Source organism: Streptomyces sp. NPDC102467 (assembly GCF_044765445.1).
In the GTDB taxonomy this organism is placed as follows: domain Bacteria; phylum Actinomycetota; class Actinomycetes; order Streptomycetales; family Streptomycetaceae; genus Streptomyces.
Window position 1 is genome coordinate 173,813 of the sequence record NZ_JBIWKA010000008.1, and the last position, 26,449, is coordinate 200,261.

Here is a 26,449-nt window from a genome sequence, read left to right on the forward strand (position 1 = left end):
GCGGCCCCCATCGTCTCGCCAAAGCCGCGGGGCCGCCCTTGTCTCCCAGCACGCTGAAACGAACTGGAGGACTTCCAGCATGACCCAACCGACCGACATTCGGCGAGACGGCCACCGGCCCTCTCTGCTGGAACTGTCGCTGTCCCTCGCCCGATCCGGCGTTCCCGTCCTGCCGCTGCGGGCGGGCAAGGTGCCGTTCGGCAACTGCGGCGCCTGCACGGGCACCGCCTGCGGCGGCCGGCCGCACATGAAGCACGCGGGCCCCTGCCACTGCCCCCGCCCGTGCCACGCGTGGGCCGCCGCCACGACCGACCCGGACACCCTCACCTCTGCTGCCTGGGCTGCTGCGTGGCGTGAGGCCGCCACGGTCGCCTACCACCCGGGCGGCGCCGGGGTCACCGTTGTGGACCTGGACAACGCCGACGCGGTCGCCTGGGCCCACCAGGCGCTCCCCGTCACGCGGACCGTGCCGACGACTCGCGGGGAGCACTGGATCTACCGGGGCGCCATGCGGTCGGCCAACGCCGTACGCCCGGGCGTCGACATCAAGTCGTGCATGCAGTACGCCCGGTGGCTCGGATCCGGAACCGGCAGCATGGTCGCCCTGCCGGACGCCGTCCGCGCCCTGGTGGAGCAGGAAGAGACCACCCCCGCCCCGGGGGAGGTGGTCTCTTCTCTCCCCGCGGCGGCCACCTGGAATCCGGCCGTGGCCACCGGATGCCGCCACACCGCGCTGTACGTGCACACGGGCCTCCAGCGCGGTGTGAGAAAGGTCCGCGCCCACGCAGATTCGGGCGCCGGATCACAGGCGTTCGGCGTCGCCCGGTTCCTCGCCAAACAGCACGAGCAGTGCCCCGGGCCCTGTGGTCTGGACGCTCTGGCAGACGCCATCGTGGCCGCCGCCATGGCGGTCGGCGTTCCTGAGCCCTACGCCCGCCGCGCGGTCGCCAACGGCCTCAACACGAGTGCAGGGAGGGCGGCATGACCACACAGCCCCACCCCGCCGGACAACGCCCGCCCGTGGCCAGCGTGGGCGACCCGAAGGGCGTCGCCGAAGGCGTCCTTTCATCGGTTCGCCCTGACCCGCACCCGACCACCCCGCCCCGGCACACCGCGGGTTCCGTCATCGGCTGGCTCCGCATCACCACCCCGCGCGGCGCCGCGCCCACTGCCACCTCCTTCTGCGCGTGCGGACGGGACATCAACGCCACCGGCCGCACCCGTGTGCTCGCCCTCATCAAGGACCACGCCGCCCACCGCGACCTCTGCCCGCTGCACACTCCTCAGGAAGGCAGGGCCGCCGCATGACCACCGACCACACGGGCGCTGATCTGTGGGAAGGGTTCGACCACATCGAACCCGAGCAGATCACCGGACTCACCTGGGACGAACCCGTCCCCCTCAAGGCCCGCCCCGCCCTCCCGGCGTTCCCCGTCGCTGCCCTGCCCACCTGGCTGGGCGACATGGTGCGCGGCGTGGCCGAGGAGACACAGACCCCCGCCGACCTCGCCGGATGCCTCGCCCTCTCGGTCATTGCCACGGCGGCCGGCGGACGGGTCAAGGTGTGCGTGCGCGGCCACTGGCGCGAACCAGTGAACATCTACACCGCCGTTGCCCTGGACCCCGGCAACCGCAAATCCGCCGTGTTCGACCTGATGGTGCGCCCCTTGCTCGCCGCGGAAAAGGCGCTGATCGAAGTGTCCGGCCCCGCGCGAGCAGAGGCCGAGACCACGCAACGGCTGGCCAAGGCTGCCGCGGACAAGGCCGCCGCCAAGGCCGCGAACGCCGAGCCGGACAAGCGCGACCTGCTCACCGCCGACGCGGTTTCCCTCGCGCAGGCGGCTGACGAGTTGAGCGTGCCGGCAGTGCCCCAGCTCGTGGCCGACGACGTGACTCCGGAGAACGTGGGCACGCTCCTCGACCAGCAGGGCGGTCGGATCTCTTGCCTCAGTGCCGAGGGCGAGTTGTTCGACATCATCGCCGGTCGCTACACCGGCAAGCCCAACATGGGCATGTTCCTCAAGGGCCACGCGGGCGACATGATCCGCGTCAACCGGCAGGGCCGCGAAGCCCAGCACATCGACGCCCCCGCTGTCACCATCGGGCTTGCCGTGCAGCCCGAAGTCCTGGACGCGCTCAACCGTATCGACGGAGCCGACGGGCGCGGCCTGTTGGCCCGGTTCCTGTACTCCAAGCCCGATTCTCTGGTTGGCCGCCGCAACCTCACCCCGGATCTGCTGGAGGAGGAGGTGGCCGCCACCTATGCCAAGCGCTTGGGCGGTCTCACCCTTGCTCTGGCCGACTGGACTGATCCGGCACTCCTGCAACTCACGCCGGAAGCCGACGCGGTACTGCTGGCTTTCCAGCGCGTCACGGAATCCCGGCTCGGTCCGGACGGCCCGCTCGCGCCGGTCGTGAAGTGGGCATCCAAGCGGGACGGGGCGGTGGCGCGTATCGCCGGGCTGCTGCATCTGGCCGCTCACCCCGAGGACGGATGGCACAAGCCCATTGAGGCCGCCACCATGGCCGCCGCCACCGAACTCGGTGACTACTTCACCGCCCACGCCCTCGACGTGTTCACCGTCATGGCTGCCGACCCAGCCCACGACGCCGGCCTGACCGTCCTGACCATGCTCGCCAGCAACCAGCCTGAACAGTTCACCAAGCGCGAGCTGTTCCGGATGCTGCGCCGGGCCGACTTCCCCGCCATCGGCGATCTCGACCCCGCGCTGAGCCTGCTCGAAGAACACGGCTGGATCCGCCAACTCCCCCCGCCCCCACGGTCGGGACGCGGCGGCCGACCGCCCTCCCCGCGCTACGAGACCCACCCCCGCATCACCCGCGCGCTCTGACAGAACCCCCAACCCGCTGACACAACTGACAGAACCCCCCACGCGGGACGCTGACCTGCACAAACGACCGTGATCACGGTTTTGACAGAACTGACTTAAAACTCGACAGAACCTCCCACGCCCCTGCCGAGCGTCCGCTGACACAACCCCCGCACAGGAGTTCTGTCAGCAATTAATTCAGTTCTGTCAAAGATTACGAACCCTCCGTATCCGCAGGTCAGCGGCCCCGTGCAGAGGTTCTGTCAGTTCTGTCAGCGGATCGCAGCTTCCGAGTAGGAGATGACCGTGGCACGCCCCCTCAAGCTCTCCGAAGTCCTCGAAGAAGTCGGCATGAGCCGCGCCGCCTTTGACCGCATGCGAGCCCGCGGCAAAGCCCCTCGCATCCGCAAGCTTCCCAATGGCCAGCTCCGCGTCAGACGAGCCGACTTGGACGCCTGGTGGGAGGAGTGCGAGCTGCCCGCCGCCTGATTCCGACACCTTCCCTGGGGCCCGCGCTGAGCGCGGGCCCCTCTTTCTGTTTGGAGAGAGATGCTCACGTACGACGTCGATGTCTGGTCTATTCGCAAGCGCGCTGGCCGACCGAAACCATGGGAACTGCGTTGGCGCGTTGGTGAGCGTCCGCACTCCCGCAGTTTCAAGCTCAAGCCGCAAGCGGATGGCCGACGTGCGGAGCTGATGGCTGCTCTACGCAATCAGCAGCAGTTCGACGAGGAAACGGGGCTCCCCGCTGGCGAGTTGGCGGCTCGGAACTCCCCCTCCTGGTACGAGCACGCGACGACGTACGTGCTCATGAAGTGGCCACAGGCCGCTGCGAAGCATCGGGCGAGCATCGCGGAATCCCTCGCGGTCGTCACTCCCGCGCTCGTCACCACTCGCAGGGGAGCACCCGGTGCGGCGGTACTGCGCGCTGCCCTGTATCAGTGGGCGTTTCGAGCGGTCCGCTCCCCAGACGGGGCCTGGGTGTCGCGGCACACGGTGGAGGAGCCGCCTGCGGAAGTCCGCTCAGCTCTGGAATGGGTCTCTGGCCACTCCATCAAGGTCAAGGCTCTGGAGGATCCCGCGCTGCTCCGCCCTGCGTTGGAGGCTCTGTCGCTCCGCCTGGACGGGAAGAAGGCTGCGGAGAACACGGCCCGGCGCAAGCGCATGGTGCTGAGCAACGTCCTGCGATACACGGTGGAGGAGAAGGGCCTTCTGTCGGCCAACCCCCTTCCTCGCGTGGACTGGACACCGCCCGAGAGCGATGACCAGATCGACTTCCGATACGTTCCGGATCCGGTTCTGGCACGGTCGCTGCTCGGAGCTGTGCGTGATTCCGGGCCCCGAGGCCAGCACCTTCACGCGTTCTTCGGATGCCTGTATTACGCGTCAATGCGTCCGGGCGAGATCGTCGCGCTCAAAGCGTCGGATTGCACCTTGCCGCCCAACACCCCGGAGGCCGTGAAGGAGTGGGGGGAGCTTCTGCTCGGGGAAAGTCGTCCTGAGGTCGGCGGCGGGTGGACAGACGAGGGCACGTCGTACGAGACGCGAGGGCTCAAGCGACGAAAGCGCGGCGCGACGCGGACCGTACCGATCCCTCCCGTGCTGGTGCACCTGCTCCGTGAGCACATCGCGCGCTTCGGCACTGCTGAGGACGGCCGTCTGTTCAGGGCTGCCCGGGGCGGAAGGGTCCCGTCGACCGAGTACTGCGACAGCTGGGAAAAGGCCCGAAAGAAGGTCCTGTCTCCGCGTGAGATCACGTCGGACCTTGCTGCCGTGCCGTACTCCCTACGTCATGCCGGCGTATCCCTGTGGATCAAATCCGGTGTGGACCCGGCAGAAGTCGCCGCCCGTGCCGGCCACAGCATCGCGGTGCTGTACCGCTTCTACGCGAAGATCCTCAAGGGAGGCCAACAGCACTCCAACGACCTGATCTCCCGCGCGCTGGACGAAGGCCCCGCCGCCTGACTCTGGCCCACCAGTGGCCCACAAACACTGGTCAGAGGTGGTGAACAGGCGAGGAAGGGTGAGGAAGGCTTCACGCAGAAGGGGTGCCGCTCCGGAGAGTGGCACCCCTTCTGACCTGCAAGCCTCTGACCTGCGACGCGGTGGGTGTGGGATTTGAACCCACGGTGACTCGCGCCACGACGGTTTTCAAGACCGTTCCCTTAGGCCGCTCGGGCAACCCACCCCGCGCCCCCGGTAGCCGCACGAAGGCGAGCCGGTGGCGCGGGACCAGGGTAGCGGGTCCGGGAACGGAGTCCGTCAGCTGTCGCCCTTGCGCTCCCCGAGGGTCACGTCGGTGGTGCGTTCCTTGCCGTCGCGCGTGAAGGTGAGTTTCACGACGTCGCCCGGCTTGTGCGTCCAGATCTGGCCGATCAGGGTCGGGCCGGAGTCGATCACCGAGTCGTCCAGCTTCGTGATGACGTCGCCGGGCTTCAGACCGGCCTTGTCCGCCGGACCGTTCGCCGTGACCGCGGCCGAGCCGCTCGCGCCCTGCTCGGTGATCTTCGCGCCGCCCGTGCCCTCTTCGAGGGAGACCGAGGCACCGATCACCGGGTAGACCGGCTGGCCGGTCTTGATGAGCTGCTGGGCGACCATCTTGGCCTGGTTGATCGGGATGGCGAAGCCGAGGCCGATCGAACCGGCCTGGCCCGAACCCCCGCCCATGCCGCCGCTGGAGGAGGACTGGATGGCCGAGTTGATGCCGATCACATTGCCGTTCCCGTCGAGGAGCGGCCCTCCGGAGTTGCCCGGGTTGATCGACGCGTCGGTCTGCAGGGCGCTCATGTACGAGGCCTTGCTGCTGCCCGTGCCGTCACTCGAGGCCACCGGGCGGTCCTTCGCCGAGATGATGCCCGTGGTCACCGTGTTGGACAGGCCGAAGGGCGCGCCGATCGCGATGGTCGAGTCACCTACGGCGGCCTTGTCGGAGTTGCCGAGCACGAGGGGCTTGAGGTTGTTCGGCGCGTTCTTCAGCTTGATGACCGCGACGTCGTAGCCCTGCGCGTGGCCGATCACCTCGGCGTCGTACTTCTTGCCGTTCGAGAACGTCGCCGACAGCTTGCCGCCGTCCACGGCCTCCGCCACCACGTGGTTGTTGGTGAGGATGTGGCCTTGCTTGTCGTACACGAAGCCGGTGCCGGTGCCACCCTCGCCGTTGTTGCCCTCGGCCTCGATGGTGACCGTGCTGGGCAGCGCCTTGGCTGCCACGGCCGCCACGGTGCCCGGGTCGCGCTTGAGGTCTGCGGGGTTGGAGGCGGAGACGGTCGTCGAGCCCGTGCCGCCGTCGTCGCCCCGCTCCGCGGCCCAGTAGCCGACGCCACCGCCGACGGCGCCCGCGATCAGGGCGGCCGCGATGACCCCGGCGACCAGCCCGCCGCGGCGGCCGCCCGGCTTGGGCTGCGGCTGCTCGTAGGAGGAGCCCCACGACGCACCGCCGCCACCGCCCGCGTACGACGGAATCGCCGGCGGCGGAGGCGGCCACTCCCCGGCGGGCGCGGGCCCGGCAGGGCCTGTGGCGCCCGCGTCACCGGTGGCCGCTCCGGGTGCCCCGTGGCCGGCGGTCGGCCCGCCCTGGCTCACCGTGTCGTACCCGGCGCCCTCGGGGGCCGACGGCGCCGGCCCGGCCGGTGCCTGGGGGGGAGCAGCGGGAGCGTCCACCGGCACGGGAGGTGCGGACGGGGCCGGGGGGACCGCAGTGCCCTCGTTCTCGGTGCTCACAGCTTTCTCTCCTCGATCCACGGCTGTCGTTGCCGGTCCGGTCCGGGCGCTCGATCGTCTTCGAACACCCATCGGTCTCTACAGCGGCGCTTGACCGACCGCTGTCACTCACCATTCCGGCATGGTCCTGTCACGGTCCAGTTGTGCAGTTGTACGCGGTCAGCTTTTCCCACGGGGCGTCAGGGCACCATAAAGCGTTCCTGTGCGTCTGCTGCCATCCTTTATGCCGGTCGAAACGGACGCATCCGCTAGGCCGAACTTTCTCGCTGTCGGGCCGCGCGGTGGCACCATGACGCGGTGACCCACGCACGACAGCAACGCATCCAGGTCGTCGCCCACCGCGGAGCCTCGGAGGACGCCCCCGAGCACACATTGGCCGCATACAAGAAGGCGATCGAAGACGGCGCCGATGCCCTGGAGTGCGATGTGCGGCTCACGGCGGACGGCCATCTGGTCTGCGTGCACGACCGCCGCGTCAACCGTACGTCGAACGGCCGGGGAGCTGTCTCGGCCCTGGAGCTGGAGGCTCTGGCCACTCTCGACTTCGGCTCCTGGCGCGACCTCGAGGAGGGCCCCGACTGGGCGGTGGGCTCGGCCGACACGTCCGTACTGACCCTGGAGCGCCTCCTCGAACTGGTCGCCGACGCCGGGCGCCGGGTCGAGCTGGCCATCGAGACCAAACACCCGACGCGGTGGGCGGGCCAGGTCGAGGAGCGGCTCCTGCACCTGCTCAAGCGGTTCGGCCTGGACGCCCCGCCTCCGGACGAGCCCTCACAGGTACGGGTCATGAGTTTTTCGGCCCGCTCCTTGTTGCGCGTCCAGGAGGCGTCGCCGACCCTGCCGACCGTCTACCTGATGCAGTTCGTCTCGCCCCGCCACCGGGAAGGGCGCCTGCCCGAGGGCGTGCGCATCGCGGGCCCCGGCATCCGGATCGTGCGCAACCATCCCGCGTACATCGAGAAGCTCACGCGCGCGGGTCACCAGGTTCACGTCTGGACGGTGAACGAGCTCGAGGACGTCGACCTCTGTGTCCGGCTCGGCGTCGACGCGATCATCACGAACCGGCCGGCGGCAGTGCTGCGGCACCTCGGCAAAGGGTGATTTCCGGCCACCTTCACCCCTGACCGTCACGGGGAGTGCTCCGGCGCGTTCGTACCGTATTCGATCGTTACGAGTGCGTCACCGCACGCGTACTGGCCGGTTTCCGGTCCAGTCCATTGGGGCATCCACACCGTGGCGTGGGGCAAAGGAGGTTTCGGGGGTGGCGTTGGTGGTGGCACAGGAGGTGCCTGCGTCGTCGAGCATGGCCGTTCCCCATGGCCCTGCGGGCGTGGGCGAAGCACGGCACCGGATGCGTGATCAGCTGCGTTTCCGCGGGGTGTCGGATTCGGTCGTCGACGATGCGGTTCTGATTCTTTCCGAGTTGCTCAGCAATGCCTGTCGGCACGGCAGACCGCTCGGCGACGACATGGCGGGCGACGGCGACGTACGAGCCGCGTGGTGCGTGGACGACCGGGGTTGTCTCACGGTCGAGGTGACGGACGGCGGCGGCCCGACCCGCCCGGTTCCGGCCACCCCGTCGGTGACCGCACGGGGCGGCCGCGGGCTCAACATCATCACGGCACTGGCCGACGACTGGGGTGTACGCGACGACGCACGCGGCGAGGTCACCGTCTGGGTGGTCGTGCACAAGGATGTGCACGCGGACGCGGCGGCACACCGACGGGAGGACTTCGCGGCGCGTATCGCCTCTCCGCCCGCAAGCGGCCTGGCGGGCCTCGACTTCGCGGACGCCTTCGACGACCTGGGCTGAGCGCCGTCCCGCGCAGGGCACTTGGACCGAATCCCACCCTTGTCAGTACGAGCGGCTAGGCTCGCGCCCGTACGTACCTGAGCCGTATCCGGGAGACATCCAAGATGGCCAAGAAGCGCCCGCAGACCAAGGGCAAGCCGCAAGTCACCAGTGGAGAGATCCCGGTTGTCGGTGCCCGCGAGCCCTGCCCCTGCGGCAGTGGCCGCCGCTACAAGGCCTGCCACGGCCGGGACGCCGCGCACGCGGTGACCGAGCTGGTACAGCGTCCCTTCGAGGGGCTGCCGGGCGAGGGCGACTGGGTCGCGCTGCGCGAGCTGGTGCCCGCGGCGACCGTGCCGCTGCCCCTCAAGGACGAGCTGCCCGAGGGCGTCCCCTCGGTCACCCTCGCGACCGTCCTGCCGATGGCATGGCCCGCGCTGCGCCGCGACGACGGCTCGGTCCTGCTCGGCCTGCAGAACGACACACCGTCGGGCGACATCAGCCGCGACCTGGCCGACACCCTGCAGCGCGCGCTGACCGCCGAGCCGGGCAGCCCGGTGCAGGCGCGCCGCGCGCCCGCCGACGGCCCGCGCCTCCAGGACCTCCTCGACCCGAACGGCACTTTCGAGCCTGTCGTGCACACGGGCTTCGAGTTCTGGGTGCCGGACTCGGAGAACGCGTCGGGTGAGGTCGCCGCTTCTCTGGAGCGGGCCAATGCCGCGGCCATCCCGACCGTGAAGATCGCCGCCGTGGACAGCGCCTACTGGTGCGAGACCCCGGAGAAGAACCACCTGCGCTGGGTCATGCCGCACCCGGAGGAGAAGCTCCTCGACGCGCTCGCGCGCCTGCACGCGGCGGGCGCGTCCTCGCTCGGCGAGGGCACGCGCCTGGTCGGCTCGTTCCGGGCGCACGGCCTGACGGTTCCGGTGTGGGACCTGCCCAGCTCGGTGAAGGCGGAGGATGTCGAGAAGCCGGCCGCCGAGTTCGCCGAGCGACTCGCCGCCGCACTCGCCACGGACGCGCCGCTGACCGCGGACGAGCGCCGCGCGCGCGGTGGCCTCACCAACCGACAGGTGACGCTCAGCTGACGTACGGGGTGCCCGGCCCGACCGACCGGCCTGATCGACCGGACTGACCGACCGGTCAGGCCGTTCGGACCACCGGGAGCCCCCTCGGGCTGCGTGACTCCTGTCACAACTCCCGGTAGTTGCAGGTAAATCCATGTCCGAATAGAAGAGATCGAATTTGTAAACTGCCGATCTCTTGTTACCGTTCAAGTAGCCCGGTTGCTGGTGCATCCCCCGTCGCCAGCAACCGGGCGCTTTCATGCCCGCGCCGCCCGGCGAGCCTCAACGCCCTTGCGACGGCCCCGAGTTGCTCCCCGACCGAAGCAGCAACGGCGCATCGCCGTCGGCCGCGTACTCCGCCACCGCGGCGTACCCCGCGAGTCCGCCCCGGGTCCGTCCACGTGGTGTCTCGCACAGCCCCGGCTCGTCCTCCGCGCCCACCACGCACGTGATCTGCATCGTGCGTCCGCCGGGCGCCATCAGGGTGAGTACTGTGCCCAGCGCCCCGCCCGTCGTGTTCCGGTAGTAGGTACGCGCCCACGTGTCGCGCCCCTGACGGAGCACGCAGGTCTGTGCCTCGATGCCCTCGGGAGAGGCGAGTTGGGGGCCGCAGCGGGCGGTGGTGGCCAGCCCCAGGCCGGTCAGGAGCGAGGGGGATCTGCGATCGGCCGCGGCATCGGACACCCCGTCCGCAGCGCCGTTCTTCGGCTTGACCGCAGCGGCATCCGTCTTGTCGTCGACCTTGTCGGCGGCGCCAGCCGGCTCCGACTCCGCCTTCTCGGCGGCCGGCCGGTCGGACCCGTCGTTCACAGGTCCCGCGGATGCGCCCGCAAGCGGCAACGCGGCGGTGAGTACGACCACGGCGAGAAGTCCGAACAGACGAAGGCGCGAAGGGGGAGCCCCCTGCTCGAGCCCGGTCGAGATCTTGGGGAGTGGGGGCGCGGCAGGCATGCGCCGAAGATATCGGCGCATGCCGGTCGCAGCGGCTCGCCGCGCGCCCGATACCGCTACAACTCGGGCGCGCTCACACCCGTACGAGTGAGAGCGTCCACGACCGCGTCGACCACGGCCTCCACATCCGGTGTCCAGGGCACCGCCGAACCCGGCAGCGGCGCGCGCTCCCAGCGGACCTGTCCCGCGCCCGTGGTGGACGGCGGCAGGGCGAGGTAGCCGCCCTCACCATGGAAGCGCAGCGAACCGGGGACGAAGTCCTGCGCGTACAGGAGCTCGCCGAGTTGCTCCATGGAGTAGGGCGCGACGAGGATCGCCAGCCGCTCCGGGGTGGCGATCACGGGGCCGAGCCGTACGTCCGCGCGGTCGAGTGCGGCGAGTGCGCGGGCGCCCGCGACAGCGGGGAGGCTCACGGCGCAGGGTGCGCGCCCCCCGGATGCCCCGGCCGAGGCACCGGTAGCGAGCACGATCGGGGATCCGGGCCGGTTGGTCCACCACCAGCGGACCATGCGCTCGTCGGTCGTCGCGGCGAGGAGTCCAGGATCGAACGGGTGGGCACCGGGCACCGTGCACTCCGGGTCGGGGCAGGCGCAGCGGACGCCGTCGCGGCGTCCCGCCGCCGCGAGGCCTATGCCCGGCAATACCGGCCACTGCCACGCCGTCGCGAACGTGAGGGCCGCGCCGATCAGGTCAGACTTCCCGCTGTCACGCCTGGACAGGAGCCTGCGTCGCCTTCCGAGGATCTCGCGCATGAGCGCTCGTTCCTTTCCGTTGAACGCCGAGGGCCACATCACACCATGTGTCGAACAGTCACTGTGCGTACGTGCTGAAGCGCCTGGCCCCAGCCTGATCTGCCGGCCTGAGGCAGGGGTAACCCCTATAGTCCGAGCGCCTGCTGTGTCCTTTAAAAGCCTGGCGTGGGGTGGCGGCGCCTGGCGTTTCCCGTCCCGCGTACTTCTCGCCGCCTCCCCCACGGGAGGATGGGGCACGGTCGTCGATAGTTAAGACGCCCGGGTCCGTCACCAGGTTCCGGGTTGATCCCAACTGCCCCTGGTCTTCACCGAGTACGTACCCACCGCGGCCGCTATGACGCTCCGTCGAACAATGCCAGTCGACCGCAATACGCCGTCCCCCCAGTCGCTTTTTGGCCAACTTCAAACGATCGGGATCATGGCGAGCAGACGGAGGAGAACAGAGATCGCATTACCGCAGAAGTCACTTGAGCACCACGGACACCAGGAATCCCAGCAGGACAATGCTGGACATCCCCTCTCCAGTGCGTGTACATGTGGAGACCTTGCTGGCGGCGCAGAATGACATGGGGGTTTGCGATGCTATTGAGCAATACGCGCCGGTCGGAAAGCCGGAAACCATGACAACCCCGCACCCGCCGAAAGTGGCCGGAATCGATTCCCCTCCTGGACAGGTTCCCCCTCCCGCCCACACCGTCGCGCCCGCGCCCGCGGTGTCACAAGTCACTCCCGAACCGGCGGCACCCGGAGCCGTGATCCAGGACAGACTCGCCGGCTGGATCTCCGATCTCACGACACTGCACGAACTCACGGAACGGCTGGCCCGCACGGCAGCACTCGACGAAGCTCTGCACGAACTCCTGCGCGCCGGAGCCGCCCTGGTGGGCGCCCGGCGCGGTCTTGTCGTCCTGGAGCCCGGCGACGGGCTCGGCCCCGACACCACCGTCGGCCTCGGCCTGTCCCGCCCCGACCTGGGACACATCGAAACGGTGCCGCGCGGAGTGACGTCGTACGGGCGCATCCTCGACGGATTCAGCACCGAGGACGAGACCCACGCCGACCTGCTCTCCGAGGACGGGCTCGACCCGCGCCACCGCGAGGTCGCCGCCCGCCTCGGCTACGCGGCGAGCTACACGCTGCCGCTCGCCACCGACGACGCGGGCCGGCTCGGCGCCGCCGTCTGGCTCTACGACGAACCGGCCGAGCCCGTCGAGCGCCAGCGCCACCTCATCGGCCTGTACACGCGCTACGCCACCGAACACCTGGCACGCCTGCTCGAACTGGAGCGCACGCGCGCGTGGTCGCGCACCGTCTCCGACGAACTGCTGCCCGAGCGGCTGCCCCGCGTCGCGGGCGTACAGCTCGCCATGCGGCACCGCACCGGGCCGCGCGGCGGCGGCGACTGGTACGACGCACTGCCGCTGCCCGAGGGAGCACTCGGCCTCGCGGTCGGCTCGGTCACCGGCTCCGGCGCGAGCGCGGTCGCCGCGATGGGCCGGCTGCGCGCCTCGCTGCGCGCGTACGCGGTGATGGAGGGCGAGGACCCCGTCGCGGTTCTGTCCGACCTGGAACTGCTGCTCCGGCTGACCGAGCCCGCCCGCAGCGCGACCGCCCTGTTCGCGTACTGCGAGCCCGCCCAGCGCAAGATCGTCCTCGCGGGCGCAGGCCACAGCCCGCCCCTGGTGATCGGGGAGCGGCGCACGGAGTTCGCGGAGACGACGCTCTCCGCGCCGCTGGGCATGCTCGCCTGCTGGGAGGCGCCGAGCGTGGAGATCTCGCCCGAGCCGGGCGAGACGGTGCTGCTGTACACGGACGGCCTTCTGCACCGCACCGGCGACCCCATGGACCGCGCCTTCGCCCGGCTGCACGCGGCCGCCGCGAGCGTCCCCAAGGCGCTCCGCGACGACCCCGGCGCGATCGCCGACCACGTACTGCGCACGGTGCTCCCGGACGGGCTCGACGCCATCGACAGCGACGAGGACGTCGTCCTTCTTGCCGCGCGCTTCGAGTAGGCGTCTACGTACTGCCTGTATGTGCACTCCCTGTAAGAGGTCATCCGGCCCTGGACCCCCTTCCGTACGCTCGTACGATGGAGGGGGTCCACTGCCATATCAGGCCATACCAAGGTCATTCCACGGACCCGCGTCAAGGAGGAACCGTGTCGGAGGAGCTCACCCCGGACTCCGGTCAATATGCCGCTACCGCGGCAGGGCCGGAGGCCCCTGAGGGCGACGAGCCCATCAAGCAGCGCAAGAACGGCCTCTACCCGGGCGTGTCCGACGAACTCGCCGAGAACATGAAGTCCGGCTGGGCCGACACCGAGCTGCACGACCTGCAGCCGATCGCGCAGGCCGCCGAGACGGCCGCCCGCCGCGCCGCCCTGTCCGCCCGCTTCCCGGGCGAGCGTCTCGTCGTGCCCGCGGGCAACCTCAAGACGCGTTCGAACGACACGGAGTACGCCTTCCGCGCCTCCGTCGAGTACGCGTACCTCACCGGCAACCAAACCGAGGACGGCGTCCTCGTGCTGGAGCCCACGACGGGCGGGCACCGGGCGACGATCTACCTCCTGCCGCGCTCGAACCGGGAGAACGGCGAGTTCTGGCTGGGCGGCGACGGCGAGCTGTGGGTGGGCCGCCGGCACTCCCTGGCCGAGGCCGAGAAGCTCCACGGCATCCCCGCCGCCGACGTGCGCGAGCTCGCCGACAAGCTGCGCGAGGCCACCGGCCCGGTGCGTGTCGTGCGCGGCTACGACGCCGGCATCGAGGATGCGCTGACCGACAAGGTCACCGCCGAGCGCGACGCCGAGCTGAAGACGTTCCTCTCCGATGCACGGGTCGTGAAGGACGCGTTCGAGATCGGCGAGCTGCAGAAGGCCGTCGACTCGACGGTGCGCGGCTTCGAGGACGTCGTGAAGGTCCTCGACAAAGCCGAGGCGACGAGCGAGCGCTACATCGAGGGAACGTTCTTCCTGCGCGCCCGCGTCGAGGGCAACGACATCGGCTACGGCTCCATCTGCGCCGCGGGCCCGCACGCCTGCACCCTGCACTGGGTCCGCAACGACGGCCCGGTCCGCTCCGGCGACCTGCTGCTGCTCGACGCCGGTGTGGAGACGCACACGTACTACACCGCCGACGTGACGCGCACCCTGCCGATCAACGGCACGTACAGCGACATCCAGCGCAAGATCTACGACGCCGTGTACGCGTCGCAGGAGGCCGGCATCGCGGCCGTCAAGCCGGGCGGCAAGTACCGCGACTTCCACGACGCCTCGCAGCGCGTGCTCGCCGAGAAGCTCGTCGAGTGGGGCCTGGTCGAGGGCCCGGTGGAGCGCGTCCTGGAACTGGGTCTGCAGCGCCGCTGGACCCTGCACGGCACCGGCCACATGCTCGGCATGGACGTCCACGACTGCGCGGTCGCGCGAACCGAGGCGTACGTGGACGGCACGCTGGAGCCCGGCATGGTGCTCACCGTCGAGCCGGGCCTGTACTTCCAGGCCGACGACCTGACCGTGCCGGAGGAGTACCGCGGCATCGGCGTCCGCATCGAGGACGACATCCTCGTCACCGAGGACGGCAACCGGAACATGTCGGACGGCCTGCCGCGTCGGGCCGACGAGGTCGAGGCATGGATGGCCCGCCTGAAGGGCTGACCGGCGACATAGTGGAAGAGGGCCGTGGCCTACTGGCACGGCCCTCTTCTGCTGCGCAAAACTCTGCTCCGTAAGACCTGCTCCGTAAGACCTGCTTCGTAAGACCCTGCTCCGGATAAGCGTCTACAAGCGTGTGTACAAGGGAGAGCCGAATGGCGTCCGTTGAGCTGAGCGGCGTACCCGAGACGCTGCTGTGGAACCTCTAGCGCGGCGTGCTGATCACGGCGCAGTGCCTGCTGATGTATCTGCGGCCGCCGGAGGTGCGGGAGTTGATCGCGGGCTGCGCCGAGCGGTTCGGCGGCGGGGCGCTGGTCTTCGACGCGGTGCCGCGCCGGTTCAGCGCGCGCACGATGCGCGGGGAGACGCGCACGAAGCAGGGGTACAGCACGCCGCCGATGCCGTGGGGTCTGGACGCGGGGGAGCTGGACAAGGTGCGTACGGCGCATTCGGCGGTCGGCGACGTACGGGAACTGCCGCTGCCGCGGGGCCGGGGCGCGTACTACGGGGCGCTCGCACCCCTGTTGAAAAAAGTGCCCGCGCTACGGAACATGCGGCCCACCATGACGGCCGTCGCACGTTTTACGTAGGGGCGGCACTTGGGCTACACCGCCATGAGCGGGGCGTCCTTCGTCCACTTGAGCATCTTGTCGAAGCTGACCACGGCGCCACCCCGGCCGGGCCTGTTGTCGACGTGCACATGGTCGGCGAGTTCGTGGATGAGACAGAGGCCGCGGCCGTTCTCGGCGTCGTCGGGAGCCGGGCGCAGAGCCGCACGACTTCTCAGGACGGGGAAACCCGGGCCGGAATCGGCGACCTCAATGCGGCACTTTTCGCCGTCCAAGTAAGCGGTGACCCTGTATGCGCCCGAAGACTCGCTCGTGGACGTGCCGCCGTGCTCGACGGCGTTCGCACACGCCTCGCTGAGAGCGACCGACAGGTCGTAGGAGATGTCCGGGTCGACGCCCGCGGTCTCCATGGTGCCGATGAGCAGGCGTCTGGCGAGCGGCACGCTCGCAGCCTCGCGCCGAAGATGGAGGGACCACCAGATGCTCATGCTCCAGCCTCCTGGCCACGGCTCGACATACCGATACGTATTGCCGCCACCGGCCCTGCGCAATCGCGCACTTGACGTGATTCCGCCCATATGGCCGACGCGGGCAGAGCAGCTGCGCTTGTAAAGGAGATTTGGGACCTTGTGGACCTGCCGTGTGAGACAGGTAAGGCCAGTGGGATGATGACCCCGCCATGTCTGCCCCCCACATGCGCACGGCGCGCAGCGCGGCCGATCTCCGGCTGCTGAGGGCCGCGGTGTTCGCCGCGGTCTGCGTCGTGCTGTCCGCGGCGGGGCACGCCCTCGGTTCGACCGCCACCGTCCCGCTGTGGTCGCTGTCGCTCGGCTTCCTCGCCGTCTTCTGCGTGACCGTCCCGCTGGCCGGCCGCGAGCGGTCACTGCCGGGCATCGCCGCCACGCTGGGGATCGGGCAGATCGGCCTGCACAGCCTCTTCGCCCTCGGGCAGCACGGCTCGATGACCATGGGCACCGGGGAGCTCTCCGTCACGGAGCGGGCCGCTCGGCTGATGTGCGGGGCGGGTGCCTCGGCGCTCAGCCCGGTGCAGGCGCAGCGGATCCTCGACCAGGCGCGCGTCCCGTCGGACGCCGCCGCGGGGATGCACCACGACATGGCGGCCGCGGCCGGCTCCTCGATGCCCCTGCTGCCGTCCCTGCCGATGCTCATCGGACACCTGCTGGCCGCGGCCGGCACCGGGTGGCTGCTGCGCCGCGGCGATCTCGCCCTGGGCCGGATCGTGCGGCTCTCGAAGCTGTCGGCGCAGGAGGTCGCGGAAGGGGCGCTGGTCCGTTCCCTGCGGGCGGCTCTCGCTCTCGTACGCACGCTGAGGGCGGGGCTGCCCGGCGCGCCCGACGCACTCCCGTGCGCGCCCCGCGCCGGGTTCCCCGTCCGGCCCGCCCTGCGGACGGCGGTGCTTCAGCACTTCGTGATCCGGCGCGGGCCGCCCGCCGCGGCCGACGCGTTCCTTCTCGCTGCCTGACACAGCAGCCGAACTTCTCCGCGACTCGTGTGATCACACGGGGTCTCGCTCGGGGTGAGGCGTGCTGTGCGGCACGCGCGCGTACCCGCTTTTTCGCCGCTATGTAGTGCCGTCATGTAAATGCGGCTACGTAGTACGGCGTCGCGTGGACGCGCCCCTCATCTCTTGCTGAATCCCCGCTGAATCCAGCTGAACGTGGAGCTCTCTGCCATGAAGAAGATGTCCCGCGCCGCTCTCGTCGGTGCCGCCGCCGTCTCCTCCGTCGTCCTCGTGTCCGCCCCCGCCTTCGCGCATGTGAGTGTGCAGCCGGAGGGTGCCGCCGCCAAGGGCGGTTACGCCGTGGTCGACTTCAAGGTGCCGAACGAGCGTGACGACGCCGCGACCACCAAGCTCGAGGTCAACTTCCCGACCGAGCACCCGCTCGCCTCGGTGATGCCCGAGCCGATCCCGGGCTGGAAGGCCGAGGTCACCAAGACCAAGCTCGACAAGCCGCTGGAGATGCACGGCGAGAAGATCACCGAGGCCGTCTCCAAGGTCACCTGGACCGCGACCGGCTCCGGCGACAGCAAGGGCGTTCAGCCGGGCTTCTTCCAGAAGTTCCCGCTCTCCATCGGCGCCCTGCCGACCGACGTCGACCAGCTCGTCTTCAAGGCGATCCAGACGTACGACAACAAGGAAGTCGTGCGCTGGATCGAGCCGCAGGAGAAGGGCCAGGAGGAGCCGGAGAACCCGGCGCCCACTCTTGAGCTGACGGCCGCGGCCGACGACGAGCACGGCGCGTCCGGTGCCTCCGCCGACGACGCCGATGGCGCCGACAAGAAGGAGGCCGCCGCGGCTTCCAGCACGTCGTCCGACAGCTCCGACAGCGACACCACCGCCCGCGTCCTCGGCATCGTCGGCATCGTCGTCGGCGGCGCCGGTGTGGCGTTCGGCGTTCTGGCCGGCCGTCGGCGTACCAACAGCTGAGCCACCCGTGGCCGGTGCCGGGGTCGCGGTGGGCGACCCCGGCACCGGCCGGACCCCTCACATCTGGGACATTTTTCTATGCGCAAGACCATGAAGACGAGCAATACGCAGACGAGCACGAAGCGGACGTTCACGGAACAGTCGAGCACGAAGCGGATGAGCGCGACGAGGAACAGGAAGACGCTGCTCGCCGCCGCCGGTCTGGTCACGGCGGCCGCTTTCGTCCTCACCGCCTGCGGCAGCGGCGACGACAGCGGCAAGGCAGTCGCCGACGTGTCCACCGAGGCCGGTACGCAGAAGGCCGCGACAGTCCTCGACCAGCCGTTCAAGAAGCCGGACCTGGTCCTCACCGACACCCACGGCAAGAAGTTCGACCTGCGCGAGCAGACCAAGGACAAGCCGACGCTGATCTACTTCGGCTACACGCACTGCCCGGACGTCTGCCCGCTGACGATGAGCAACATCGCCGTCGCCAAGAAGGCCCTGCCCAAGTCGGAGCAGGACAAGCTCCAGGTCGTGTTCGTCACCACCGACCCCGACCGTGACACCCCGGCTGTCCTCGGCAAGTGGCTGAAGGCCCAGGACCCCGACTTCATCGGGCTGACCGGCGACTTCGCCACCATCCAGGGCAGCGCACGCACCCTCGGCATCTCCATCGAGCCGACGCAGAAGGACAAGAACGGCAAGCTCGTGTCGATGCACGGCACACAGGTCATCGCGTTCTCGCCGAAGACCAACGGCGGCTACATCCTCTACGGCGAGGACGCCACCGTCGACGACTACACCAAGGACCTCCCCAAGATCATCAATGGGGCGAAGCCGTGAGGCGCGGCCCCGCGGCTCTGAGTGCCATAGTCCTGGCCTCCGGGCTCGCGCTCACCGCGTGCGGCTCCTCCGGCGGTTCCGGCGACGCACCGGAAGTGAAGGTGCAGGGCGCCTTCATCCCCGAGCCCGCCTCCGGTGACATGGCCGCCGGGTTCTTCCTCGTCCACAACAGTGGCGCCGCCGACACCCTCTCCTCCGTCAGCAGCGACATCGCCGGACAGGTCACCCTGCACAGCACCGAGGACGGCGTGATGAAGGAACAGAAGTCCTTCGCCGTCCCCGCCGACGGCGAGCTGGACTTCGAACGAGGCGGCAATCACCTCATGTTCGAAAACCTCAAGCGGAAGCCGCGCGAGGGCGACAAGGTGTCGGTGAAACTGCACTTCGCCAAGTCCGGCACCGTCTCTGTCTCCTTCCCGGTGAAGGCCGCCACCTACAACCCGACGTCGCACGCGTCGCACGCTTCTCACTGAAGGGGCTGACCCGTACGTGAAGACCATCGCTCCCCGCTTCAGGCACCTGGTGCTGCTGTTCCTCGCCGTCACCGGCGCACTCCTGGCCGGTGCCGCACCCGCGTCCGCGCATGCCGCGCTGACCGGGAGCGATCCCAAGCAGGGAGCGGTGGTCGAGACGGCGCCACAGCAGGTGTCGTTGACCTTCTCCGAAGACGTCGCCATGTCCAGCGGCTCCGTGCGCGTGCTCGACCCCGCCGGCAAGCGCGTCGACAGCGGCAAGATCGGGCACCCCGGCGGCACGACCTACACGGTGCAGCTCCACTCGGGCCTGCCGGACGGCACGTTCACCGTCGCCTACCAAGTCGTCTCGGCCGACAGCCATCCCGTCTCCGGCGCCTTCACCTTCTCCGTCGGCGCCCCCTCCAAGACCTCCGCGGTGCTGACCGACCAGAACGCCGGCGGAGGCGTCGTCGGCGGCCTCTACGGCGTCGCGCGCTACATCTCGTACGCGGGCTTCACCCTGCTCGTGGGCGGCGCCGCGTTCGTCCTCGGCTGCTGGCCGCGCGGAGCCGGGATCAAGCCGGTGCAGCGGGTCGTCGTCGGCGGCTGGACCGCGCTCACCGCGGCCACCCTCGCCCTCCTCCTGATGCGCGGCTCGTACGTCGGGTCGGGCAAGGTCGGCGACATCTTCGACATGTCGCTGCTCGGCCAGGTGTTGCAGACGAAGACCGGCGCGGCACTTACGTCCCGTCTTCTGCTGCTCGCCGCGGCCGCCCTCTTCATTGCGGTGCTTTTCGGCGCCTACGTAAAGAGGGCCGAAGACGGCGACAAGAAGGAGGTCAAAGACCTCACCTTCGGGCTCGCCATCGGCGGAGCCGTCGTCGCGGCCGGACTCGGCGCGACCTGGGCCATGGCCGAACACGCCTCGACCGGCATCCAGGCCGGACTCGCCATGCCCGTCGACGTACTGCACCTGCTGGCCGTGGCCGCGTGGCTCGGGGGCCTTACGACTCTGCTCGTCGCGCTGTACCGGGCGCCTTCCATCGAGGGTTCGGCGGTGCGCCGCTTCTCCCGGGTGGCGTTCTGCAGCGTCGTGACACTCGCCGCGACCGGGCTCTACCAGTCGTGGCGCCAGGTCGGCTCCTGGTCCGCACTGACCGGGACGCGTTACGGGCAACTGCTGCTGCTCAAGGTCGGGCTCGTCGCCGTGCTCGTCGGCGTGGCCTGGATCTCCCGCAGGTGGACGGGCCGGCTCTCCGAGCGGCTGTCCCCCGAGGCAGCCGCGGCCGTAGTGGAACAGCGCACGTCTGAGAAGAAAAACACGTCTGAGAAGAAAAAGAAGAAGCCGGTCACGGTCGGCGGCAGCGGCAGCGGCAGCGGCAGCGGCAGCGGCAGCGGCAAGAACGATGGCGCCAAGACGAACGACGTGAAGGCGAACGGCCCTGCGAGGGACGACTCCAAGGAGGGCGACTCCAAGAAAAGCGCCCCTATGGAGGGCGACTCCAAGGGCGACGACGCCAAGGCCGGTGACCGGAAGGCGGACGACCCCGCGCGCTCCGCCCAACTCGCCCGCCAGCGCGCCGCGATCGCCACCGCCCGCGAGAAGCGCGTCCGCGACGCCGACCCGCACCGCTTCGGCCTACGCCGCTCCGTGCTCGCAGAGGCCGGCATCGCGGTCGTCCTGCTCGCAGTCACCACGGTGCTGACGACCACCGAACCGGGCCGCACGGAGGAAGAGGCCAAGTCCGCCACCTCCGCCGCGCAGACCCAGTCGGGGCCGCTGTCGCTGAAACTGCCGTTCGACACCGGGGGCACGGACGGCAAGGGCACGGTCCTGCTCGACCTGGACCCCGGCCGCACCGGCGCCAACGAAATGCACATCTACGTAGAACGGCCGAGCGGCAAGGCCTTCGACGTCCCCGAGGTGAAGATTGCCTTCACCCTGGAGTCGAAGAAGATCGGTCCGCTGTCCGTCGCACCCGACCACATCGCCACGGGACACTGGACCGCGAGCGGCTTCCAGATCCCCGGAGCGGGCGACTGGAAGATCGCGGTGACCGTGCGCACCTCCGACATCGACCAAGTGACGGTCACCAAGAACGCGAAGATCGGCTGAACCACCATGGCTGACACCGAAAGCCGTACGGCACCCCCGGAGGCCGTCCCTACTGGCATCTCCCGGCGCCGTCTGATCGGGACGGCGGGCGCCACCGGCGTCGCCCTGGGCGCCGTCGGCGCGGGCACGGGATACGCCGTGGCCTCCTCGAACTCGCCCGAACAAGCAGCCGCGTTGACGTCACTCGGCGCGGACGAGGTGATGTTTCACGGGAAACATCAGCCCGGCATCACCACCCCGATGCAGGCCCGCGGCCATCTCGTCGCCTTCGACCTGACGGCGGGAGCGGGCCGCAAAGAGGCCACCGCTCTGCTGCGCCGCTGGTCGGCGACGGCCGAGCGGCTGATGGCGGGTGAAGCGTCGGCGACCGACGACACCGACGTCGCCCGGGACGCCGGCCCGTCCTCCCTCACGGTCACCTTCGGCTTCGGGCACAGCTTCTTCTCGCGCACGGGCCTGGAGAAGCAGCGCCCGACCGCGCTGGACCCGCTGCCCGACTTCTTCTCCGACCACCTCGACAAGGCGCGCAGCAACGGCGACCTGTGGGTTCAGATCGGCGCCAACGACTCCCTCGTCGCCTTCCACGCCCTGCGCGCGCTGCAGAAGGACGCGGGCGCGGCGGCGAAGGTGCGCTGGCAGATGAACGGCTTCAACCGTTCGCCCGGCGCCACCACTCAGCCCCTGACGGCCCGCAACCTGATGGGCCAGATCGACGGCACCAACAACCCCAAGCCCGCCGAGTCCGACTTCGACAAACGGATCTACGTGCCCGATTCGGGCTCCCCGGCCTGGATGGCGAACGGCTCGTACGTCGTCGTACGCCGGATCCGGATGCTCCTCGACGACTGGGAGAAGCAGCCGGCGACAGCGCAGGAGGCCGTCATAGGGCGCAAGAAGTCGACCGGGGCCCCGCTGAGCGGCGGCACCGAGACGACCGAGCCGGACCTGGAGAAGACGGACGCGAACGGCGACCTCGTCGTCCCGATCAACGCGCACGCGCGCATCAGCCGCCCCGACCAGAACGGCGGCGCCGCGATGCTGCGCCGGCCGTTCTCCTTCCACGACGGGTTCGACACGGACGGCACCCCCGACGCCGGCCTGCTGTTCGTGTGCTGGCAGGCGGACCCGCTGCGCGGCTTCGTGCCCGTGCAGCGCAAGCTCGACCGCGGCGACGCCCTGTCGCGGTTCATCCGGCACGAGGCGAGCGGACTGTTCGCGGTGCCGGGCGGTGCGCGGCAGGGCGGCTATGTGGGGCAGGAGCTGCTTGAGGGGTGAGCGGGCGAGCCGGGCTGGGGTAGGGGCGAGTGGGCCGGGCTGGGGGCAAGCCGGGCTGGGCCAGGGGCGAGCGGCCCCTGGCGTTGCTGTCGCTGAACGGGGTGGCCCGGGGCGCATCCGTGAGCCGCGCCGCACAGGGCCCATTAGGGTGACCCCATGCCAGCCAGCTACGCGTATCTCGGCCCCGAGGGCACCTTCACCGAAGTCGCCCTGCGCACGCTCCCGGAGGCGGCCACCCGGGAACTCGTTCCGATGGTGTCCGTGCCCGCGGCGCTCGACGCCGTCCGCAACGGCGAGGCCGAGGCCGCGTTCGTGCCGATCGAGAACTCCGTCGAGGGCGGCATCACCACGACCCTCGACGAGCTGGTCGCGGGCCAGCCGCTGATGATCTACCGCGAAGTGCTGCTCAGCATCACCTTCGCGCTGCTGGTCCGCCCCGGCACGAAGCTCGACGAGATCAAGACGGTCACCGCGCACCCGGCCGCCCAGCCGCAGGTCCGCAACTGGATGAAGGACCATCTGCCGGATGTGATCTGGGAGTCCTCGGCGTCGAACGCGGACGGGGCGCGTCTCGTCCAGGAAGGCCGCTACGACGCCGCCTTCGCCGGGGAATTCGCGGCCGCGCGCTACGGGCTCGAACCGCTGGTCACCGAGATCCACGACCGCGAGAACGCGCAGACCCGGTTCGTCCTGGTGGGCAAGCCCGCCCGCCCCGCCGCGCCGACCGGCGCGGACAAGACCTCGGTGGTCATCTGGCAGCGCGAGGACCACCCCGGAGCCCTCATGGAGCTGCTCCAACAGTTCGCGATCCGCGGCGTCAACCTGATGCTGCTGCAGTCCCGGCCCACGGGTAAGGGCATCGGCGACTACTGCTTCGCGATCGACGCGGAGGGCCACGTCTCGGACCGCAGGGTGGCGGAGGCGCTGATGGGCCTCAAGCGGGCGTGCCCGCGGGTGCGCTATCTCGGCTCGTACCCGAGAGCCGGCGTCGCCGTCGAGGACGTACGGCCGCCGAGGACCGGGACGTCGGACGACGAGTTCGTGACGGCGTCCGACTGGCTGGCGCGCTGCCAGGACGGCAGGTTCTAGTCGCCTTCACCCCGTCTTCCCCTGTCTTCCGCCTGCCTGCCGCCCGCCTTCGGCCTGCCCTCAGCCTGCCTTCGGGCCGTATTCGGCTGCCTTCAGCCCGCCACCCGCTCACCGCGGCTGCCCTTGCCGGATCCGGGCTCTCCCCTGCCGTGAGTTCTCTACTGCAGAGTTCTCCACTGCCCGGTCCGGCTTCCCGTCGTCGTCACACCCGGTCCGACCAGCGGATTTTCTCTGTCCACAAGAGTTATCCACAGGCCTTCTTCTCGACCTGGGGACAAGTCGACAGGAAGGCACCACATGGTCGACAAATCGCCCTACAGTACCCAACTCAGTCCACAGACCCGCAGGTCACCCGTCGTCCATGCTTTTCCGTTGATCAACCCTTTGGAGTGAAGTATTTCCACCCGAAAGTGAGCATGGAGCGGGTTTGGCTCGGGAATCCTTCGCGATACATGCGGCTTTCGGAACGATCCCTTCCGGCGTCCACAGATCTTTCTCACAGCCTGTGGATAACTGACTGTAGGGGATCACTCCTGTGGACAACGGGGCTCCAAGTCCCGCCTCCCGCAAGGGAATCGAGTCAAAGCTTCGTATCGCGCCTGGCTCTTTCGGGGAAAAGGGGCGTTCTTATTGACGTACGCCCAGAGGGCCTTGAGTCGATCTTTTCCGGCCGCGTTCAGCCTTTAACTCACATTCCGGCAAATAGGGCATAAACGTACGCAACGGATATCGGGTCGAGAGCCGGAACCCCGCACCGGTAGCCTGGGGGGGTGATTGACCTTCGCCTGCTCCGTGAGGACCCCGACCGTGTTCGCGCCTCCCAGCGCGCCCGTGGAGAGGACGTCGCGCTCGTCGACTCCGTCCTGTCCGCCGATGAGCGGCGCAGGTCGTCCGGGCTCCGCTTCGACGAACTCCGCTCCGAGCAGAAGACGCTCGGCAAGCTGATCCCCAAGGCCTCCCCCGAGGAGCGCCAGGAGCTGCTGAAGAAGACGGGCGAGCTCTCCGCCGCCGTGAAGGCCGCCGAGGCCGAGCAGCGCGAGGCGGAGGAAGAGACCCAGCGTCTCGCCCTCCAGCTGGGGAACGTCGTGCACCCCGACGTCCCGAGCGGCGGCGAGGAGGACTTCGTCGTCCTGGAGACGCACGGCACGATCCGCGACTTCGGCGCCGAGGGCTTCGCGCCCAAGGACCACCTGGAGCTCGGCGAGGCGCTCGGCGCCATCGACGTCGAGCGCGGTGCGAAGGTCTCCGGCTCGCGCTTCTACTACCTGACGGGCGTCGGCGCGCTCCTGGAGCTCGCGCTCGTGAACGCCGCGATCGCCCAGGCCACCGAGGCCGGCTTCATTCCGATGCTGACCCCCGCGCTGGTGCGTCCGCGCGCCATGGAGGGCACGGGCTTCCTCGGCCAGGCCGCGGAGAACGTCTACCACCTGGAGAAGGACGACTACTACCTGGTCGGCACCTCCGAGGTGGCCCTCGCCGGGTACCACATGGACGAGATCCTCGACGCGGGCCAGCTGCCGCTGCGCTACGCCGGCTTCTCGCCGTGCTTCCGCCGCGAGGCCGGCACGTACGGCAAGGACACCCGCGGCATCTTCCGCGTGCACCAGTTCGACAAGGTCGAGATGTTCTCGTACGTCGACCCGGCGGACGCGGAGAACGAGCACCAGCGTCTGCTCGAGTGGGAGAAGCAGTGGCTGACCGGCCTCGAGCTGCCCTTCCAGGTGATCGACGTGGCGACGGGTGACCTCGGTTCCTCGGCGTCGCGCAAGTTCGACTGCGAGGCGTGGATCCCGACGCAGGGCAAGTACCGCGAGCTGACGTCGGCGTCGAACTGCGACGGCTTCCAGGCGCGCCGCCTGTCGATCCGGATGCGCGACGGTAAGAAGGTCCAACCGCTCGCCACCCTGAACGGCACGCTGTGCGCGGTGCCCCGCACGATCGTCGCCCTCCTGGAGAACCACCAGCAGGCCGACGGCTCCGTGCACGTGCCCGAGATGCTGCGGCCGTACCTCGGGGGACGCACCACTCTTGACCCCAAGTAACCGCAGCCTGGAGCCGATCAACAAGTGAGCCACCCCGCTCCCCTCGCCCCCGCCTTCCCGTACAAGCTCGTCGCGACCGATCTCGACGGAACGCTGCTGCGCTCCGACGACACGGTCTCCGAGCGGACGCGTGAGGCGCTCACCGCGGTCACCGCGGCGGGCGCCGCGCACATCGTCGTGACCGGCAGGGCCGTGCCCTGGACCCGCCACATCCTCGACGACCTCGGCTACGACGGTCTCGCGGTGTGCGGCCAGGGCGCGCAGGTCTACCACGCGGGGGAGCACCGCCTCCTCACGTCGGTGACGCTCGACCGGCAGCTCGCCGGGCTCGCGCTCTCCAAGATCGAGGCGGAGGTCGGCCCGCTGGCGCTGGCCGCGAGCCGGGACGGGCTCGACGGTGACGTCATCGTCGGTCCCGGCTACCGGGAGGGGGACGGGTATCTGCCGTCGACCCCCTTCACGGACGTCGCGGAGCTGTGGGCTGCGCCCCTCAACAAGGTGTACGTCCAGCATCCCGGCCTGAGCGACGACCAGTTGGTGGAGGTCGCGCGCGCGGTGGCCGGCGATCTGGTGGGCGTCACGATGGCGGGCGAGGGCATCGTGGAGTTGCTCCCGCTGGGTCTGTCCAAGGCCACGGGTCTCTCCCTCGCGGCTCGCCGCCTGGGCGTGAAGGCGGCCGACACGATCGCCTTCGGCGACATGCCCAACGACATCCCGATGTTCGGCTGGGCGGCCCACGGCGTGGCGATGGCCAATGCCCACGTGGAGCTGAAGGCCGTGGCGAACGAGGTGACGGCGTCGAACGAGGACGACGGCATCGCGGTCGTCCTTGAGCGCCTGCTGGGCTGAGCGCCCAGAGGCGCTTGTCCG

24 protein-coding genes and 1 tRNA gene are annotated in these 26,449 nt (G+C 69.8%); 20 read left to right on the forward strand and 5 right to left on the reverse strand.

The features are described 5' to 3' along the window. The first annotated feature begins 79 nt into the window (after positions 1 to 79). The 5 genes from ACIREE_RS18470 (at position 80) to ACIREE_RS18490 (ending at position 4,796) form a co-directional block, all read left to right on the forward strand. A complete protein-coding gene (locus ACIREE_RS18470) occupies positions 80 to 985 on the forward strand; it encodes a DNA primase (RefSeq protein ID WP_404152718.1) in 906 nt (301 codons plus the stop codon). Beyond that, positions 982 to 1,308 carry a hypothetical protein gene (locus ACIREE_RS18475; RefSeq protein WP_404152720.1) on the forward strand — a complete coding sequence of 109 codons (327 nt, stop codon included), beginning with the start codon at positions 982 to 984 and terminating at the stop codon, positions 1,306 to 1,308. The genes ACIREE_RS18470 and ACIREE_RS18475 overlap by 4 nt, the downstream gene beginning before the upstream one ends. Next, positions 1,305 to 2,852, forward strand: coding sequence for a YfjI family protein (locus tag ACIREE_RS18480; RefSeq protein ID WP_404152722.1), 1,548 nt, complete (start codon positions 1,305 to 1,307; stop codon positions 2,850 to 2,852). The genes ACIREE_RS18475 and ACIREE_RS18480 overlap by 4 nt, the downstream gene beginning before the upstream one ends. A gap of 279 nt (positions 2,853 to 3,131) precedes the next feature. After that, positions 3,132 to 3,320, forward strand: coding sequence for a helix-turn-helix transcriptional regulator (locus ACIREE_RS18485; RefSeq protein WP_404152724.1), 189 nt, complete (start codon positions 3,132 to 3,134; stop codon positions 3,318 to 3,320). Between the two features lie 60 nt (positions 3,321 to 3,380). Beyond that, positions 3,381 to 4,796, forward strand: a complete 1,416-nt coding sequence (locus tag ACIREE_RS18490) for a tyrosine-type recombinase/integrase (protein WP_404152727.1) — start codon at positions 3,381 to 3,383, stop codon at positions 4,794 to 4,796. 138 nt (positions 4,797 to 4,934) lie between these two features. On the opposite strand, the gene ACIREE_RS18495 is transcribed toward ACIREE_RS18490, so the two are convergent. After that, a tRNA-Ser gene (locus ACIREE_RS18495) sits at positions 4,935 to 5,019 on the reverse strand. A gap of 74 nt (positions 5,020 to 5,093) precedes the next feature. After that, positions 5,094 to 6,551 carry a S1C family serine protease gene (locus ACIREE_RS18500; RefSeq protein ID WP_404152730.1) on the reverse strand — a complete coding sequence of 486 codons (1,458 nt, stop codon included), beginning with the start codon at positions 6,549 to 6,551 and terminating at the stop codon, positions 5,094 to 5,096. A 297-nt stretch (positions 6,552 to 6,848) separates the two neighbouring features. On the opposite strand from ACIREE_RS18500, the gene ACIREE_RS18505 reads away from it, so the two are divergent. The 3 genes from ACIREE_RS18505 to ACIREE_RS18515 all read left to right on the forward strand — a co-directional run bounded on the left by ACIREE_RS18505 (position 6,849) and on the right by ACIREE_RS18515 (position 9,431). Next, the gene (locus ACIREE_RS18505) at positions 6,849 to 7,652 is read left to right on the forward strand and encodes a glycerophosphodiester phosphodiesterase (RefSeq protein WP_404152733.1); all 804 of its coding nucleotides are present in this window, start codon (positions 6,849 to 6,851) and stop codon (positions 7,650 to 7,652) included. 73 nt (positions 7,653 to 7,725) lie between these two features. Then, positions 7,726 to 8,364 (forward strand): ATP-binding protein, encoded by a 639-nt coding sequence (locus tag ACIREE_RS18510; protein ID WP_404152735.1) that lies wholly within the window; start codon positions 7,726 to 7,728, stop codon positions 8,362 to 8,364. 104 nt (positions 8,365 to 8,468) lie between these two features. Beyond that, positions 8,469 to 9,431: a DUF5926 family protein gene (locus ACIREE_RS18515; RefSeq protein WP_404152738.1), complete on the forward strand. Its 963-nt coding sequence runs from the start codon at positions 8,469 to 8,471 to the stop codon at positions 9,429 to 9,431. A 261-nt stretch (positions 9,432 to 9,692) separates the two neighbouring features. On the opposite strand, the gene ACIREE_RS18520 is transcribed toward ACIREE_RS18515, so the two are convergent. Further along, a complete protein-coding gene (locus tag ACIREE_RS18520; protein ID WP_404152740.1) occupies positions 9,693 to 10,361 on the reverse strand; it encodes a hypothetical protein in 669 nt (222 codons plus the stop codon). 56 nt (positions 10,362 to 10,417) lie between these two features. Then, complete coding sequence (locus tag ACIREE_RS18525; protein WP_404152743.1) at positions 10,418 to 11,113, reverse strand: bifunctional DNA primase/polymerase; 696 nt, start codon at positions 11,111 to 11,113, stop codon at positions 10,418 to 10,420. Between the two features lie 503 nt (positions 11,114 to 11,616). Here ACIREE_RS18525 and ACIREE_RS18530 point away from each other — a divergent pair. The 3 genes from ACIREE_RS18530 to ACIREE_RS18540 all read left to right on the forward strand — a co-directional run bounded on the left by ACIREE_RS18530 (position 11,617) and on the right by ACIREE_RS18540 (position 15,349). Beyond that, the gene (locus ACIREE_RS18530) at positions 11,617 to 13,125 is read left to right on the forward strand and encodes a PP2C family protein-serine/threonine phosphatase (RefSeq protein ID WP_404153319.1); all 1,509 of its coding nucleotides are present in this window, start codon (positions 11,617 to 11,619) and stop codon (positions 13,123 to 13,125) included. A gap of 146 nt (positions 13,126 to 13,271) precedes the next feature. Beyond that, on the forward strand, positions 13,272 to 14,762 hold the full coding sequence (locus ACIREE_RS18535) for an aminopeptidase P family protein (protein WP_404152745.1): 1,491 nt from the start codon (positions 13,272 to 13,274) through the stop codon (positions 14,760 to 14,762). Between the two features lie 212 nt (positions 14,763 to 14,974). Further along, entirely contained in the window at positions 14,975 to 15,349 is a 375-nt protein-coding gene (locus ACIREE_RS18540; RefSeq protein WP_404152747.1) for a hypothetical protein, read from the forward strand. A gap of 14 nt (positions 15,350 to 15,363) precedes the next feature. Here ACIREE_RS18540 and ACIREE_RS18545 read toward each other — a convergent pair whose 3' ends face one another. Further along, a complete protein-coding gene (locus tag ACIREE_RS18545) occupies positions 15,364 to 15,816 on the reverse strand; it encodes an ATP-binding protein (protein WP_404152750.1) in 453 nt (150 codons plus the stop codon). Positions 15,817 to 16,007: 191 nt separating this feature from the next. Between ACIREE_RS18545 and ACIREE_RS18550 the strand changes: the two genes are divergently transcribed. The 9 genes from ACIREE_RS18550 to ACIREE_RS18590 all read left to right on the forward strand — a co-directional run bounded on the left by ACIREE_RS18550 (position 16,008) and on the right by ACIREE_RS18590 (position 26,428). After that, positions 16,008 to 16,811: a hypothetical protein gene (locus tag ACIREE_RS18550; protein ID WP_404152752.1), complete on the forward strand. Its 804-nt coding sequence runs from the start codon at positions 16,008 to 16,010 to the stop codon at positions 16,809 to 16,811. A 210-nt stretch (positions 16,812 to 17,021) separates the two neighbouring features. Continuing rightward, entirely contained in the window at positions 17,022 to 17,777 is a 756-nt protein-coding gene (locus ACIREE_RS18555; RefSeq protein WP_404152754.1) for a YcnI family protein, read from the forward strand. A 156-nt stretch (positions 17,778 to 17,933) separates the two neighbouring features. Beyond that, positions 17,934 to 18,602, forward strand: coding sequence for an SCO family protein (locus ACIREE_RS18560; RefSeq protein WP_404153322.1), 669 nt, complete (start codon positions 17,934 to 17,936; stop codon positions 18,600 to 18,602). Then, the gene (locus tag ACIREE_RS18565) at positions 18,599 to 19,075 is read left to right on the forward strand and encodes a copper chaperone PCu(A)C (protein WP_404152756.1); all 477 of its coding nucleotides are present in this window, start codon (positions 18,599 to 18,601) and stop codon (positions 19,073 to 19,075) included. Before ACIREE_RS18560 ends, ACIREE_RS18565 begins: the two co-directional genes overlap by 4 nt. Positions 19,076 to 19,091: 16 nt before the next feature. After that, a complete protein-coding gene (locus ACIREE_RS18570; protein WP_404152758.1) occupies positions 19,092 to 21,173 on the forward strand; it encodes a copper resistance CopC/CopD family protein in 2,082 nt (693 codons plus the stop codon). A 6-nt stretch (positions 21,174 to 21,179) separates the two neighbouring features. After that, the gene (gene efeB / locus ACIREE_RS18575) at positions 21,180 to 22,448 is read left to right on the forward strand and encodes an iron uptake transporter deferrochelatase/peroxidase subunit (RefSeq protein WP_404152761.1); all 1,269 of its coding nucleotides are present in this window, start codon (positions 21,180 to 21,182) and stop codon (positions 22,446 to 22,448) included. 156 nt (positions 22,449 to 22,604) lie between these two features. After that, a complete protein-coding gene (gene pheA, locus ACIREE_RS18580; RefSeq protein ID WP_404152764.1) occupies positions 22,605 to 23,537 on the forward strand; it encodes a prephenate dehydratase in 933 nt (310 codons plus the stop codon). Positions 23,538 to 24,307: 770 nt separating this feature from the next. Then, positions 24,308 to 25,579, forward strand: coding sequence for a serine--tRNA ligase (serS, locus tag ACIREE_RS18585; protein ID WP_404152767.1), 1,272 nt, complete (start codon positions 24,308 to 24,310; stop codon positions 25,577 to 25,579). Between the two features lie 24 nt (positions 25,580 to 25,603). Beyond that, the gene (locus tag ACIREE_RS18590; RefSeq protein ID WP_404152770.1) at positions 25,604 to 26,428 is read left to right on the forward strand and encodes an HAD family hydrolase; all 825 of its coding nucleotides are present in this window, start codon (positions 25,604 to 25,606) and stop codon (positions 26,426 to 26,428) included. Positions 26,429 to 26,449: the final 21 nt, after the last annotated feature.

What these genes read in the sequence shown, in the direction of transcription:
- ACIREE_RS18470 (WP_404152718.1), top strand. Translation starts at nt 80, where the DNA reads ATGACCCAACCGACCGACATTCGGCGAGACGGCCACCGGCCCTCTCTG.
- ACIREE_RS18475 (WP_404152720.1), top strand. Translation starts at nt 982, where the DNA reads ATGACCACACAGCCCCACCCCGCCGGACAACGCCCGCCCGTGGCCAGC.
- ACIREE_RS18480 (WP_404152722.1), top strand. Translation starts at nt 1,305, where the DNA reads ATGACCACCGACCACACGGGCGCTGATCTGTGGGAAGGGTTCGACCAC.
- ACIREE_RS18485 (WP_404152724.1), top strand. Translation starts at nt 3,132, where the DNA reads ATGACCGTGGCACGCCCCCTCAAGCTCTCCGAAGTCCTCGAAGAAGTC.
- ACIREE_RS18490 (WP_404152727.1), top strand. Translation starts at nt 3,381, where the DNA reads ATGCTCACGTACGACGTCGATGTCTGGTCTATTCGCAAGCGCGCTGGC.
- ACIREE_RS18515 (WP_404152738.1), top strand. Translation starts at nt 8,469, where the DNA reads ATGGCCAAGAAGCGCCCGCAGACCAAGGGCAAGCCGCAAGTCACCAGT.
- ACIREE_RS18520 (WP_404152740.1), bottom strand. Translation starts at nt 10,361, where the DNA reads ATGCCTGCCGCGCCCCCACTCCCCAAGATCTCGACCGGGCTCGAGCAG.
- ACIREE_RS18525 (WP_404152743.1), bottom strand. Translation starts at nt 11,113, where the DNA reads ATGCGCGAGATCCTCGGAAGGCGACGCAGGCTCCTGTCCAGGCGTGAC.
- ACIREE_RS18530 (WP_404153319.1), top strand. Translation starts at nt 11,617, where the DNA reads ATGCTGGACATCCCCTCTCCAGTGCGTGTACATGTGGAGACCTTGCTG.
- ACIREE_RS18545 (WP_404152750.1), bottom strand. Translation starts at nt 15,816, where the DNA reads ATGAGCATCTGGTGGTCCCTCCATCTTCGGCGCGAGGCTGCGAGCGTG.
- ACIREE_RS18550 (WP_404152752.1), top strand. Translation starts at nt 16,008, where the DNA reads ATGTCTGCCCCCCACATGCGCACGGCGCGCAGCGCGGCCGATCTCCGG.
- ACIREE_RS18555 (WP_404152754.1), top strand. Translation starts at nt 17,022, where the DNA reads ATGAAGAAGATGTCCCGCGCCGCTCTCGTCGGTGCCGCCGCCGTCTCC.
- ACIREE_RS18560 (WP_404153322.1), top strand. Translation starts at nt 17,934, where the DNA reads ATGAGCGCGACGAGGAACAGGAAGACGCTGCTCGCCGCCGCCGGTCTG.
- efeB (WP_404152761.1), top strand. Translation starts at nt 21,180, where the DNA reads ATGGCTGACACCGAAAGCCGTACGGCACCCCCGGAGGCCGTCCCTACT.
- pheA (WP_404152764.1), top strand. Translation starts at nt 22,605, where the DNA reads ATGCCAGCCAGCTACGCGTATCTCGGCCCCGAGGGCACCTTCACCGAA.